This window comes from Peloplasma aerotolerans (assembly GCF_030012175.1).
In the GTDB taxonomy this organism is placed as follows: Bacteria; Bacillota_I; Bacilli_A; order Acholeplasmatales; family Acholeplasmataceae; genus Peloplasma; species Peloplasma aerotolerans.
The window spans coordinates 31,238-45,766 of the sequence record NZ_JASCXW010000016.1 but is presented as its reverse complement, the minus strand read 5'-3'; the positions used below and the strand labels follow the sequence as shown (position 1 = coordinate 45,766).

The window sequence follows — 14,529 nt, the reverse complement described above, 5'->3', positions numbered from 1 at the left end:
TTATATCATTGTTCACATCATAACCCAAATATTCCTTATTTGTAAAAAAAAACTGACGTTTGGTGTTAAGTGTTGGTGAAAGTATATAATTACACTTTTTTTAGGCTGAGAATAAACCATTCATAAATTCAACATAAAGTGCATACCCAAATTATGATATAATAATATTGCCAAACAATGTAAAAGGAACTACAAAAGCGAGTATTTTATCCTTGAATTGTTTGGCGACGTTCCTTGGGATAAAGTGCTCGCTTTTGTAATCTAGGAACGTCAATATGTCAAATAGAATCAAATGCCCTTTATGTGGGAATCATATCTATAAGAATGGAAAGACTAAATCAGGTGTTCAAAGATATCGATGCCAATTATGCCTAAAAACATTCATGTCTGATCAATCACCAACCAAACACTTCAAGAACAGTTCAAAACTAATTAAGAAGTTTATTGGTTATATGATTGATGATGTTACACTAGATGTCGCAGCAAGAAACTTAGAAATCAATATCAAAACAGCTCATTATTATCGTTATATTGTATTTCACACGCTTCTCAACTATCAGGATGAGATTGAACTCTCAGATAGTATCATGATTGATGAGACATTCTTGAGTATAAGAGAAAAGAAATATAAGATTTTACGGCTTGATGGAAAGGATATTAGAGGTTTATCCTTTAATCAGTTATGTGTAATCACCATGATTAACCTGAGAGGATTATGCTTAGCCAAAGTGTCTTCAAGAGGCATGGCAAGCCCTGGTGATTTTATCAGATTGTTCAATCAAAACATAGGATCAGTTAACAAATTTCTACATGATGGAAATCCCAAGCAAGTACAATTTATGAATCAGTTTGACATTGAAAAGATTAATGCGCGTAGAAATGATAGTGAGGAATATTCTACCATCATCGTTGACTCGCTGCATAGTAACATCAAACGCTATTTGTTCAAACATGCAGGATTTCGGTTGAAATATCTACAACATTATCTAAATTTTTTTGTTTATCGATATAATCAACTTATACTATCAGACTCTAAAAACAAAACTGAACAACTTCAAGCAAAAAATTAAATGATCTTAGATTTATATAAAAGAGTACTGAAAACAACTAAATCAATTACTTATAAAACTTACCTCAATGATCGAGGTATCACTGACATTTTGGAGAAGCGCTGAAGAGTGTTTCCAACACTTAACATCAAACGTCAGAAAAAAAACATCACGAGAGAGCAAACCTGTGATGTTGTATATTATGTTAACTTTTTTATGAAAACGAACAAAAACATGGAATACCATCATCATCTTTCTTTTTAGCGTATTCTGTAAGTTCTTCCTTACTCATCTTTTCTAACACATCTTCTCTGTGTCTTTTTAATGTATAAGGTTTTCCGTCTTTTTTCATCATTGAAACATCCATATTGAACTCTGTTCTGAATTTCTCTTCCATATCTTCTTGAAGTTTATATGTTTCTGGCCATACCAAGTATAGATTTGCATAATGGTGAAATCCAGCTCTAACACATCTTCCAGAACAGTTAGCATGATGAAATCCAAGCTCATACATTCTGGGCAATTTAATCTTCCATTCATTTTCTATTATTTGTTTCGCTTTAATGTCACCACTAATTGAATCTATCATTGGAAATCTACATTCAACTGGTTCAAGTGGAAAATGCTCATAATGCCTAGTAAGACTATCTGCCCGATGTTTTTCTTTCGGATCAATACCAAAATATAATATTGGTTCAAAGTCTTCCATCCTCAAGTCTTCTATATATATTAATGTTTGTTTTACTTTTAGTTCTTCGGAACACTGAGCGAACCTCGCATTACCAAGAAATTTTTGTTCAAAAAATACTTCTTCTGGTGTTCTACCATCAATCCGTTTTGTTATTTCAATACCTATATAGTCAGCACATTCTTCGAGAAACCGATAGTTGTCTTTATCTTCCCATAAAGTGTCTGTGAAAAACAATATGCAGTTTTCCTTACCATATTTGTCTACAACCCATTTTGCTACGTATGCACTTGACGCACCACCACTATACATAATTACATGTTTATCTGTTCTATTTTTCATATTGTTTCCTCTTTTATTTTATATACTTATCTATTAAACTCAATATTACATATTCCAATTCTTCATCACTATAATATCTTTTTGTAGCGTCAATAGTTGCTTCCAAATTTTTTAAGGTTGTTTCCGCTTTTAACGAAAGCTCAACATCCTGTACGAATTTGCTGATACCGTTGACAACAATAGTTTGATAAGAGTTATTTCTATCAAGCTTATTAAAATCCTCTGTAATCCTACTCTGCAACGACTTAAAGCTACTTACTGTCCATCTTGAAATATCAATGTTCTCTACATCTGTAGCATATTCATCATAGATGTCTCTTCCTGCAAGAATAGTTCTAACTAATCTGTTATTTTTTCTATGAATCTCTTGCTGTTCTCTTGCCCAATCCATAGGATTATGTATTCCAATTTTTTTAAAAGTAAGCTTAAGGAACCTATTTTTATAATCTTCAAAATGATTCTCTAGATTGTTTTTAAACTGCACAATGTCATTTATTTCACCAAAAGTAACTATTAAATCATCTATGGATTCTTTTGGGTTAATTCTTGCCTTAGCAATTATGCCTAAGAGCTTTTGCTCAGATAAACTCAAATCTTGCATTTGCTGAGTTATAACAGGCAAATTAAGATACCAGTTATACATGCTGCTGCAAACTCTGACAGAAAGGGTCCTTGCTTTAACATTTTCACCAGATTCACCGAACAAGTCATTTAACCCCTCTAGGTATTCTCTGTGTGTGTTATCAAATCTACTGAATACATACCTCATTCCAGAGTTATATAGTATACCATCTACTAATTCTACAGTATTAATTCGAGGAATAAAGTTACCTTTGTTGAATAATAATACATCTTTCCATTTATCAATGATAATCATGAAAGTAACCAAAATAGCAAGTCTAGGTCTTATTCCGTAAGGCTCTTTTATTGCTATTTCTATTAACTCTGATAGATCACCTGATGTGTTTTTTAATAAAAAATCATCTAAATCTTTACTCAAGTCTTCGTATGAAACTCTGTTTTTACTCATTCGAGGCATTTTCTCAATCACAGTATAAAAGACTAAATCAGCGGGTTTTGTGCCTGTAAATAAATTTCCTAAATCAACTGAAAGATTTTCAAGTATTTTTTCTAGAACAAGGTTTACTGCATTTGCTTGGATTGAAGTCAAATAAAACATGTTAATTTGATCATTAACTATATGTAAAGTTCTATAATATTTTCTTTCCATTTCATCACTTAAAAACCGTGATAATTGATTATGACTTTTAAATTCAGAAAAAATAAGATTTTCGTAAAACTTGTTTAAATTAAAAATGATTTTATTCTTCTCATAATCCAACTCAATATCTACATTTGGATATTCACTCAGCAAAGCATTATCCTTAAGGAGTTCGTTTATTATTTTCAATCGATGAATTTGACTTCTCAACTTTAAGGACTCTTTTGGTTTAATTATATTTTTATCACATTCAACGTGACAATTTTCTCCTAATGAGACAACAATTGAATAATCCGTTTTATCAACAATTTGAAATTCTTCAGCATACTCTTCAGTTATGAATTGAATTGTAGCGAAACGTGTCATTTCATGCCGAGCGTTGTATTCATTTGGAAATACATAATGATATGGGTTTGATTTTTCTAGAATGTCAATGAAATTTTTTTCTGTAAATACATCTAGTTGTTTCTTTTTCTTAATCTCTTTGTTAATATCCAAAGAACTTCCTTCAAAAAGCTCCCATTGATCTTGTATAATATTAAATCGCGCAATTTTTTTATCCGAAAGCATTTGCAGTGCAACTTCAACATTATCTATATCAATACCTAGAGAATAGGCAACAAATTCAGATGACAATTTTACTCCAGACGTGCTTTTTGTTATCTTCCATATAAGGAGAAACTTGTATATTCTTTTTGCGCTATCCACATATTTCCTATTTATTAATGTGGAGATATTTGAATAGTTTTTTCTAAATATTCCATATTCTTTTACATCTTCAACATATGAATCATCAATCCCATTGATAAAATAATCTACTAAATAATCGGGATAATAAAGTTCGTTATTATTAATTAAGAATTTGTCTAACCCATATGAAGATTGATCCGACAAAAAAGAGAATAGTGTTCGTTCATTTTGACCAAAAACACTTGATACTCTTGGTAACAGATATGTCGAAATGGGATGCAATGGATATAACTTATTTATTATTATGTTTTCCACCTCAGTATCAGAGAGTATCCCATAAAAGACATTGAATTTAAGTGTTGCATTAATCAAGTCATGTGAAACAACATTTTTATTTTTCAATTTAGAATCAATATACCCGTGTGTTATCTGTAAAAAAGTTATATAATCACTCTTGATTTCATAAACTGAGAAACGTTTTTCGACTTTTGCAAATTCAGATCTTAACTCTTTACTCGCAAAAGTAAAGTAGTAATTAATTGGTCTGTGTGCGATAAACAAAACAGACAAATTTTTACTCCCATTGTTAGCGAGTTCCGCTAAATCTTGTAATGATTGCATGAAATTATTTATGTTTTCTGAATTTATGTTTTGCAACATTCTCCCAAACTCATCATATATAAAGAATAACCCCATTTTTTTGCTATAGAGCTGAGTAGAAACGTTTTCAATGATTTCAATAAAATTCAATCCTTCATAGGATGAAAACTCAGCTCCTGCTGTGAGTTTACTGTGAATGGTATAGAAAACATCTACAATATTTTCATCTCGTACTTCTATTAAATTATAGAACCCTTCGAGGTTTAAATCTATAGCATTAATTTCTCTTTCAAACAAAAAATATGTGTGAGGATACTCTTTTTCCCACCTTTTAATTACTTTTAGAATTGAATTATGAATACCTGGTAATAGTATTTTAGTATTATATTTTACAATCGTTTTTTCTAATGCTTTAATTATTGCATCATTAAAATTTCCTTCATATCCATTTAATATGACAGGGAGATACTTGATATTGTGTCTTGAGTACTGTTGGAAATTTTTAGTTGTGGAATCATCAACAAGACTAAATTTTTGGGTTATCGTTTTGAGATCGCCTGCAGTGAAATTTTTACTTAGTAAGCTTGCTAAAATTGATGCTATATATGATTTTCCGCTTCCATAAGGACCATAAGCGATGTGCGCTTTAGTTGTTTTAGAACCTAATAAACCTTGTAAAACTCCTGATATAATCTCAGAGTGAGTATTTGTTGCATAATAACTTTTAACTAATTCAGCATTCCCTATATCATACTTAATATTTATACTAGTTCTCATGCTTTATAGCCCTTTCATAAATATATTGTAACAACTCTTTGTTACTTCTAATTTCTTTAATTTGTACAGTGTCCAAATTATTAGTTCGAGTCAAATTTATCGGGAAAGACTCTTCAAGAAGTATTTCAATCAGTTCGATAACTTCTGTACGATTTAAATTAAAAACACTTCCTATATTTTGTGTGACTAAATCAACTGTATAAATAAAATCATCTTTTGATAATACTAATGCATAATAAAATGCATAAGCACTTTGCCTATTTATATGAATTCTAGACTTTACATAAAATGTTTTATCACGTTTAATAAGACCTAAATCCGCTAATAGTGATACATTCTTGTCCTCGGGATGATTTTTTTCTTTATTAGTATAACTTTGAATCAAACAATCCACATCTTTATTAATCGTATTATCAGCTATATTGTGACTACTAAAATTCAATAATCCCTCTTTGATTTTCTCTTTTGTCAAGAAATGATCTTTGTTTTCAATAAAAAACCAATAGAAACAGTGAGATATAGGTTCTCCACTATTTTCAACTGATGTTGTCAAAAAGTAGTGTATCAATAATAGTGTGAAGTAGTATGTGCATCCAGAATCAAACTTATCGACTTGTTCTCCAAAGTGAGTTAACTTATGTGACTTCTTATCATCCGATAGTTCAATGATTTTTGTTGCTTCAAGCCAATATCTCAAGGATTGTTGCATGTTTTTTCCAATCCCTAAATCCTTATACCCATGCTTATCAATCAAAACTTGCCAGTTTTCTTCTAATTTTAATGCTTTCAGTCCTTTGTTGATCCAATGATTTTTCAAATAAAAACTTTGATGTCTTCCGTAGCTCATAACATACCTTTCTTATGGAGAACTAATCTCCATGATGCATTTTTTATAAAAAAATAGCAGCAACATTTTTAATTACCACTATTATAACATTTTTTTATTGGAGAAGACATCTCCAGTACTATATTTTTAAATTAAGTTTAAGTTCATTATATAATTTGTTAAAAAACATCAAATATCTCTCATCCAACCAATCATTTAACAAAGACCCGTTAGAAATACTTGATTCGTTGATAAATGTATTGCTCAGTTTTCCAAAATAGTCAGATAATTTTTTTGTGCCAATATAATTGTTCTCACTAAACGTTAAATAAGTTTTATTTAGTGGTGAATTGTATATATTCTTCTTGTCATTTCGCAAATATTCTGTATTTTCACCAATTGTTTTATTCTGATCTAGCGGGAAAATATGATGTATATTCAGTGCAAAATTTTCATTACTTGTAACAGGATAGAGTAATGTTGACACAAACATTTCTATACCGTTTTGAATCAATATCTTGCTGTCATAGCCATTTCTTATAGAATACTCACATATAAAGTCACCAATTTTATCATAAGGCTCAATTAAATCGCTTTTAGGAATTAACATCTCTCTTCTTAATTCTCTGCAATCTATATTATTAGTGTTAATTCTAATCTCTTTTAACATTTCAGTTAACTTTATATATGGTGTATTTTCTTTTATATGTAAGATTAAACCTTCAAGGTCATTTAAGGCATTAGAGTTTTGATCAATTCTATATCTACCGCTAAATCTCGATAAAAAATACCAAGCAATTATAGTATCAATATCATCATTTGACATTTTAGGTTTTTCAAATTTTAAAGCAGCAATTACGAACAGTTGCCAAAAATAATTGAGTTTATTTATGTCTTTTAACCCACATCTTATTTGAAGCAACATAGCTGCCCAACTTATACTATCAATAGATTTCTTTATATATTGATCTATTTCACTCCCAGTTAACTTCAAAATCTCATTTGACTTATATTTTGAAATATTAAATTTCTCTCTGGAATTCGAATGTTTTTCAGATAGACTCATGTATTTTAAAAGTTTTATTAGCTGTTCAAGAACCCTTGCAGGAATATCTTTCTCACCTTTTACATCAATCATAAATCGATAAAAATCCCACCCTTTTGTTTCATGCTCGGTCTCAAGTTCATTCTTATGCTGATTGCATGTTTTTTTCAACATACGATAGATATCAACACCTTCGATTTCACCTTTTCCCATAGGTTTCTTAAACTCAGCTCGAATTACGTCATAAAGTCTCATGTCCTTTGACGCTTTAGATGTGTAATCTCCCGAATAGCTTGCTGCTAAAATATCCAAATCTGTCAAAGGTTTCCCGCTTTTATTTAGTATTTCATAAGTTTTTATTGCCTCGAGTAAATTGTCGTTCACTTCGATATATGTAATTTCATGTTCTAATATAGCCCTAAGATAATCGAAAAACTCTGTTTTCCATTGCTCATATTTGTCAGTATATTCAGTAAATTTGGGATCATTCGAATCAAGTCCATGAATCAAATTGAAATATGAATCTGTTGCCAATTTTACTCCATGTTTTCTAATGTTGTTGTTTCTAATTTTCTCCTCATCATTATAAAGATCTTCTAATGGTATAATGTATGCATTCGGTTTTTGAGGATAATTTTTTTCATTAGCCGAAATATAGTCAATGTTATTTAATGCGAAATCTTCATAGTCATAATCCCCACCTATAGAAAGAGGTTTAAATTCAAGATTACGTAAACCAAACATTTCAGTTTTATAAGGAATACTCAGAAAATACTTTCTCTTATATTTTCTTGCTAATGTGCTTTTATCGTCAAAATAGTCAGTAAATGAAATCATTGTTGATGTTAATCTTTGTTGCCCATCAATCACATAATAAGTGTGTTTAATCCCATCAGGTAAACCTTCAATACTATTCTTAATTTCAGTACTATCAAATGTCAAATAAGGAAGGATTTTTTCATCCAAATCGCCACTGTGTTTCTCATTTCTATAGAAAAGGACAGCTCCAATTTGCAGTTTATAAAAGTATGAAGAAATTAAAAATTTTATATCATCATTACTCCAAACATATTCTCTTTGAAAATTTGGAATAATGATTTTTTTGTTTTTTATTTTACTTATATATTCATTTATTGTAAACGCTGAAGATTTCAATCTAAATCACCTTCTTTTTTTTGTGATAATTGCATCTCATTATTAATCATTTCTGTGAATCCACGAATAAACATGTAACTTTCCTTAGGTACACTCTGTTGAGAATATGTCTCACAGAGGGATTTTAACAACACACCTGATGTGTATCTTATATCAAGCATTTTTTTTGATTCCACTTCAGTTAATACACTTGAATTGATTCGAATTACGAAGTGATCAGTTTCAAAATACACTTTAAGAAGTTCTTTCGATTTATTATCTTCAACTACCTCTAAATATTTCCCATAATCATTAGTGTATTCTGATAGTATACTTAACAGCTTATTCCTATGAATATTTTTGTGATTTTCACCAATTACATCATCAATTACTCTATCAATCAATCCTGTAGGTTTTTCATCAATTTGCTTCTCCTTAAGTTCATTAGATGTTGTTTTGGGTTCATTTAAGCTACCTTGTTTACTATCTTCTTCAAATCTTAGTCTTGTTCCCTTTTGTCTAGCCTTATTTAGATTGACCATTTCAGTTATTCCTGGTTGTATAATTTTATTCAACTCAACCCATAACAATTCTGTTTGGTTGGATTCTGCTTCAGCAATCTCAGAAGAACTAGGTTTTTTTAGCTCAACATGTTGTTTATTATTGCTTATCTTAAATATTTCATCTAATAGTGGTTCAAACTGTATTTCTACTCCCCACCATCTATGATATGGACTATTTTGTATGTCGAAAAATCCAAATTTTCCCCAATCCACTTCTCGTTCTGCCCTAACTATAGATATCCCAGTGTAATCTTTTATGTATTTACCAATAGGACTGTCACCAGGATTATTGAATCTCTTACCTAGGACATAAAACTTTTCTTTTACTATAGAAAACTTAACCTTAACTTTTGCTTCTAGCTGTGTACCATAACTATTTAAGTAAGTGATTTCTTTTTCAATTACACTATTAGCAGTATATTTTGGTATGAATCTTTCGAATATTGGCTCACCTTTTTTCCCACCTTTAAATAGTTCTCCTGGATTATTAGGGTTTGCAAGAGCATAATCATCTTCCATAAGAAAAAGTGGATCGCGCGGTTTAATCTTCTTAATATTTGACTTGTTTTCATTATCAACAATAGATATAGAAACTCTCCCACCTGTTATGAAGTAACGATAAGTCTTTCCCAACTCAATCTCTAATCTATTCATTAATGCTGAAACAGTTTTTACAGAGGACTTATCAACTGATTTCCAAAGAACCATTGTTCCTGTATTAAACCTAAAATGAGATTTAAAAGTTGTATAATCAACAGGAAGATTGGTTAGCTTAGGTTCATCTAAGTATTCTTGCTCACCACTTTTCATCAAATCACTGTCTAAAAATACACTATAAACTTCATCTGGTTGCTGCCACGAGTAAACTTCAACCCTAGGACAAGCAAAAAGTGATGCTTGTGCAAGTCCAACTCCAAATCTTCCCATACCTTTTCTAGCTTTTCTACTACCTTCTCCATATGCTAACGATGCATGTAAAGTGTCAACATCCATTCCTAATCCATTATCAAGAAAAGCGATGTCACTAATTTCTTTCCTACCAGTCAATGGATTAAGTTTATTTGAAATAATTATTATTATTCTATCTGCAGTTGCTTCAACTGAATTATCCACTATTTCTGAAATAGCACTCTCTAGGTGTTTGTATTCTGTGTACCTTGCACTTTCAGCCATACCTTTAACATTATAAATTTCTTTTCTATTGTTAGATTTGTTATTCATTCTTAAACACTACCTCCAGTATTCCTCAAAATATGAAAAAGCTTGATTTTCATCAGAAAATTTGCCAAGATTATCTTTTATGTCAATCAATAAACATGTCTCGTTTCCACCCATTCGCGGTCCCCTTAGTCCTCTTCCAAGCATTTGACTATAAAGGACAATTGAATTGGTGGGTCGAGTTATAAAAACACATTTTATTCTTGGAGAATCAAAACCTGTAGTCAAAACTTCACAGTTAATAAGGATATTAAACTCTCCATTATTAAAACCATCAATTATTTTATCCCTTGTAATTGGTGAAGTATGTCCATATACCCCTACAGCAGAGATACCTAATAATGACATAATTAATTCCAAATATTGTCCATGTTGAACAGAACATGCAAACAATATAGTTGGAACTTTTTCATTATGTAACTTAATAAGCCTTCTTATAATTGTATTATTTCTAGATGAATATTTAGATATTTTATCTAAAACTATACGGCTGAAATCACCAGATGCACTCTTTTTTAATTTAGCTTTATCGACTTCCACAACAGACTCTCGATACTCTATTTCTTCTCTGATTATTTTTGCAAGAATTCTATTTTTTTGAAAATAATGAATAACTTTAGTATCGTTATCAAAAATATTTTTAATTGAGTCTGTTATCAAGAGACTCTCATCAATTCTGATGGATTCAATCTTTTCAGGATTGATGCTAATAATACGTTTCTCGAACATTTCTGACAGTATTTGATTCTCCATATTTTCATCAAAATTAAAAAGTTGTCTACCAGGCGTTGCGGTCAATCCAAGCAGATATTTGTTGTTATCAAACTCAAACATCCTCATCAACTGCTCAATAGATTTTCTAGTTTCATCAGCTAAACATTTGTGTGCCTCATCCGCTACTATAGCAACAGCATTTTTCCTGATATTTTTGAAATAATCAGTTTTATTTTTTTGTGTTGATATTAGTTTTTGATAACTAATAAAATATACACTGTATTCTGTGTCAATTGAATCTATATCATTAAAATGGACATTAATATCTTTTTTGCCTAGTACATTCCATGCATTCTCAAATGCTTTATATGCCTGTTTAAGTAACTCATGTGTATGAGCTAACCAAATTATAATCCCTTTACCTTGTTTGTTAAAAACATAATCATGTATAACTGTATGTACTGCTGTTTTTGTTTTCCCTGTCCCAGTTGGCATGTGTAAAATCATTCTAGGTAAAATTTTGTTAGTGTCTAATATTGATATTATCTGCTCTTTAGCAATAAACTGGTAATTTAGTAGTTCATAAAAATTACCCTTATTATGTTGAAAGTGAGTTTTATATTCAATAGAGTCAGATTTTGGATTGTGGTGCAATCCAAAAAATGAGTTAAGTATATTTATAATTTTTTTATCATTTAAATCTAAACTATAAACATCTGCCAAAAATTGTTGTGCAGTCAAATTTCGCTGAAATAGTTTCAATGATAAATCAGATTGTTCATTCGAATCTAGTATAGTACAAATTAATGTTAAGTATTTGTTATTACTAATTATTTTCTCTTGTAAATAGTTCCCTGCATTGCTAATTATAAATTTCTTGTCATGCAGTTTTGATTTTGCCGAGTCATCGATATCAAGGATTGATAATTCTTTTATGCTAAACTCAGAATTAAACAACTCAAAAAAAACATCATCATCTAATCTAGATAAGTAATCATGTATCAAAACTGCCCCTCCTATCTATAAGAAAACGTTTTTATTACTGTCTATGTAAAAAATTATAACATATTAATGAAGTGTTTCATTGCTTATCTTTGTTTTTGATAGAAAATCGATGTAAAAATAGTTTAGTTGACATAAAGAGCAAGACTTCTACTTTAGGATTAGATATATTGATGAGGTGATGATCAATGAACACTTTCTTCAGGCTTTTATTCCAGATTTTTTCTAAATTAAAATAGTTATTATGGAATTTTTCAGTTCACATATAAAAAAAGAAAAAGAATGTGTATTTATTATTGCACATAGTATAAATTACCAAATCACTTGAAAACATCTAAAATCCGTTGTTCTCTACCAGAATTGATTTCAACTCACCAAATGAAAAACACCTCCTTGCATAAAACCTGTAGATGATGTATTGTCTAAATAGTTACAAAATTGACCTATGCAATTCTTCTAGCATAAAAAAATTTACATGAGATATCTAATTCAACAAAAAGTTGGTGTGTCTATGTGATTTATACTCACACTACTATTCAGCCACATGTATCTTTAAACATGCGTGTCTTTCATTCCACCACACTATCCATCAAAAAAAGTGTAGCAAAACACTAAAAAAACACTACTTCTAATAGAAATAGTATCTTTTCAATATTACATTATCTTCTTATTTTCTTACTTCTTACTATTTATTTCTTCTAATTAAGCCTTCGCTGCTGTAGTTGCATCAAACGATACACTTGTTTGTGCATAAATCATCCCTACAATTGATGATCCTGTATTCATACTTACATTCATTGCTGTTAGAATAACACCTTGGAAAGTTGAACCAACTCCAATTGCCACTGTGTCAGCAACAACCCAATATGTATTTTCAGCTAACAATCCACCAGTTAAAATAACTTCAGTCTTTAGCTCTTTTGTATAGGCTTGGTTTCTTGGTTTATTATTGAATGCAGACTCTCCTATCGACTTATAATTTCTTATCCATTGATCTATCGATTTTATGCTACACTCAAGTTCAATTGCTAACTCGCACTTCGATTTAAACCCATCTTGATATTTCTGGATTGCTAATAATTTGATCTCTTTACTATATTTTTGTTTTCTTCCCACAAAAGAAAAAATCCCCTTTCTATAAACATCTACAATTAATTATTTGTAGTGTCTACTTTAAGGGGATCATATCAGAATGAGAAGAGCTTTTATGTTTTTATAGATAATTAAAAATTGAGTAGTAGATATATATGCCTATTCATAATAAGTTGATTTACCACTTTTTTTAGAGCTTACCTATAGACTCATTGAATATTATATTTTAATAACGTTTGCAGCTGTTTCGCCGCGATCGCTATTTACAACATCAAATTCAACTTTACTACCTTCATCAAGTGATTTGTATCCATCAGTTTGAATTGCGCTAAAGTGTACGAATACATCTTTGCCTTCTTCTGTAGAGATAAATCCATATCCCTTGTCTGAATTAAACCATTTTACTGTTCCTGTCATGTCGATTACTCCTTTTTTTTATTATGATCTATAGTCATTGCTGACTTAACCATATATAAGTATACACTTTTATTAGTGAAAACCCTAATATTTGTGCATAATAGAGACAATTAAGCCATCGCATGGTTAGAATTACTATATAATTCGCTATATTTCACCAAATATGTGAATATGAATGATTTGATGTCATTCTCACCACTATTTACCATATTACAAGAAAAATCAAGATATCTCTTAATGTATTCTTATATAATCTATATATTTCAAGAATTAGTATAAGCATCTAAAACTTAGATCAACCATTATTTTTATTTCGACTCAATTCATTTCATGGGTTGTTATGCAATCTTCCATCACATCTTTGATGTTGAAATTCTCAACTGGACCTTTATAAGGATATTTAACAAGAGCATTTTTACTGCTGTGAAGTGCATTAACAGGGCAATGATTGATACATCTATAGCATGCAATACACATATTTTTTGTCTTGAGAATGCCATCCTTAATTTCAAAATTTTCTGTAGGACATAATTCAATACATTTTTCACATAAAATGCATTGATCCTCAATTTTGATTGTGTCAGATATCCACTTCATTTCTATCTTCTGATATGGGATTCTTTGCAAAAGACCAAGACATAAAGATATCAAGTTTGATCCTTTTCTACTTTTTTTGTCAATCAAAATTTTTTTTACGAATCGATTGACTTGTTTGTTTTTCCTTTGTTCAATTTTTTTTAAGTTATGTTTATTGAAAGGTCTTAAAATCTTGTAATCTGTAATGTTATTAGGCATATTAAAATGAGCTTGCTGTCGAATAATAAAGCCTTTCTTTTCCAGCAATCTTCCACCATAAGCAGCGCTATCACCAGAATACATCATTTGTGTACAAAAAACAAAAGCCTTTTTATGATTTTGCATTTTCAATCCATCAATCCACTTTTTAATCAATAAAGGTACATCAGATCCATAGATTGGATAACCTAAACCTATGACATCATAATCCTCTATTAATTGATTATCATTACGTTTCTTTTCGATAGTAAAAAGATCACAGAAAATACTTTTTTCTTTAAATCCATCTTGAAGTTTCTTTCCTATAAAATAGGTGTTTCCTGTACCACTAAATAAGAAGATTGCAATTTTCATG

Annotated in this window: 10 protein-coding genes; 1 reads left to right on the top strand and 9 read right to left on the bottom strand. The window is 30.1% G+C overall.

Going from position 1 to position 14,529, the window contains the following annotated elements; all coding sequences use genetic code 11:
• The first annotated feature begins 275 nt into the window (after positions 1-275).
• Entirely contained in the window at positions 276-1,070 is a 795-nt protein-coding gene (locus QJ521_RS05835; protein ID WP_282839504.1) for an IS1/IS1595 family N-terminal zinc-binding domain-containing protein, read from the top strand.
• A gap of 193 nt (positions 1,071-1,263) precedes the next feature.
• On the opposite strand, the gene QJ521_RS05830 is transcribed toward QJ521_RS05835, so the two are convergent.
• From QJ521_RS05830 to QJ521_RS05790, 9 genes are all read right to left on the bottom strand, one after another.
• Positions 1,264-2,079, bottom strand: a complete 816-nt coding sequence (locus QJ521_RS05830; protein WP_282839503.1) for a hypothetical protein — start codon at positions 2,077-2,079, stop codon at positions 1,264-1,266.
• 13 nt (positions 2,080-2,092) lie between these two features.
• Positions 2,093-5,368 carry a hypothetical protein gene (locus QJ521_RS05825; protein WP_282839502.1) on the bottom strand — a complete coding sequence of 1,092 codons (3,276 nt, stop codon included), beginning with the start codon at positions 5,366-5,368 and terminating at the stop codon, positions 2,093-2,095.
• A complete protein-coding gene (locus tag QJ521_RS05820) occupies positions 5,358-6,215 on the bottom strand; it encodes a DUF4007 family protein (protein ID WP_282839501.1) in 858 nt (285 codons plus the stop codon). Before QJ521_RS05820 ends, QJ521_RS05825 begins: the two co-directional genes overlap by 11 nt.
• A gap of 118 nt (positions 6,216-6,333) precedes the next feature.
• Entirely contained in the window at positions 6,334-8,394 is a 2,061-nt protein-coding gene (locus QJ521_RS05815; RefSeq protein WP_282839500.1) for a DUF262 domain-containing protein, read from the bottom strand.
• Complete coding sequence (locus tag QJ521_RS05810; protein ID WP_282839499.1) at positions 8,391-10,157, bottom strand: ATP-binding protein; 1,767 nt, start codon at positions 10,155-10,157, stop codon at positions 8,391-8,393. Before QJ521_RS05810 ends, QJ521_RS05815 begins: the two co-directional genes overlap by 4 nt.
• Positions 10,158-10,166: 9 nt before the next feature.
• Positions 10,167-11,873: a DEAD/DEAH box helicase gene (locus tag QJ521_RS05805; protein WP_282839498.1), complete on the bottom strand. Its 1,707-nt coding sequence runs from the start codon at positions 11,871-11,873 to the stop codon at positions 10,167-10,169.
• Positions 11,874-12,572: 699 nt separating this feature from the next.
• The gene (locus QJ521_RS05800; RefSeq protein ID WP_282839497.1) at positions 12,573-12,986 is read right to left on the bottom strand and encodes an ice-binding family protein; all 414 of its coding nucleotides are present in this window, start codon (positions 12,984-12,986) and stop codon (positions 12,573-12,575) included.
• 195 nt (positions 12,987-13,181) lie between these two features.
• Entirely contained in the window at positions 13,182-13,379 is a 198-nt protein-coding gene (locus tag QJ521_RS05795) for a cold shock domain-containing protein (protein WP_282839496.1), read from the bottom strand.
• A 318-nt stretch (positions 13,380-13,697) separates the two neighbouring features.
• Positions 13,698-14,528, bottom strand: coding sequence for an EFR1 family ferrodoxin (locus QJ521_RS05790; protein ID WP_282839495.1), 831 nt, complete (start codon positions 14,526-14,528; stop codon positions 13,698-13,700).
• Position 14,529 lies beyond the last annotated feature (1 nt).

Bases quoted from the DNA above. Each gene is read 5' to 3' on its own strand.
- QJ521_RS05790 (WP_282839495.1), bottom strand. From the start codon at position 14,528: ATGAAAATTGCAATCTTCTTATTTAGTGGTACAGGAAACACCTATTTT.
- QJ521_RS05795 (WP_282839496.1), bottom strand. From the start codon at position 13,379: ATGACAGGAACAGTAAAATGGTTTAATTCAGACAAGGGATATGGATTT.
- QJ521_RS05830 (WP_282839503.1), bottom strand. From the start codon at position 2,079: ATGAAAAATAGAACAGATAAACATGTAATTATGTATAGTGGTGGTGCG.
- QJ521_RS05810 (WP_282839499.1), bottom strand. From the start codon at position 10,157: ATGAATAACAAATCTAACAATAGAAAAGAAATTTATAATGTTAAAGGT.
- QJ521_RS05820 (WP_282839501.1), bottom strand. From the start codon at position 6,215: ATGAGCTACGGAAGACATCAAAGTTTTTATTTGAAAAATCATTGGATC.
- QJ521_RS05825 (WP_282839502.1), bottom strand. From the start codon at position 5,368: ATGAGAACTAGTATAAATATTAAGTATGATATAGGGAATGCTGAATTA.
- QJ521_RS05835 (WP_282839504.1), top strand. From the start codon at position 276: ATGTCAAATAGAATCAAATGCCCTTTATGTGGGAATCATATCTATAAG.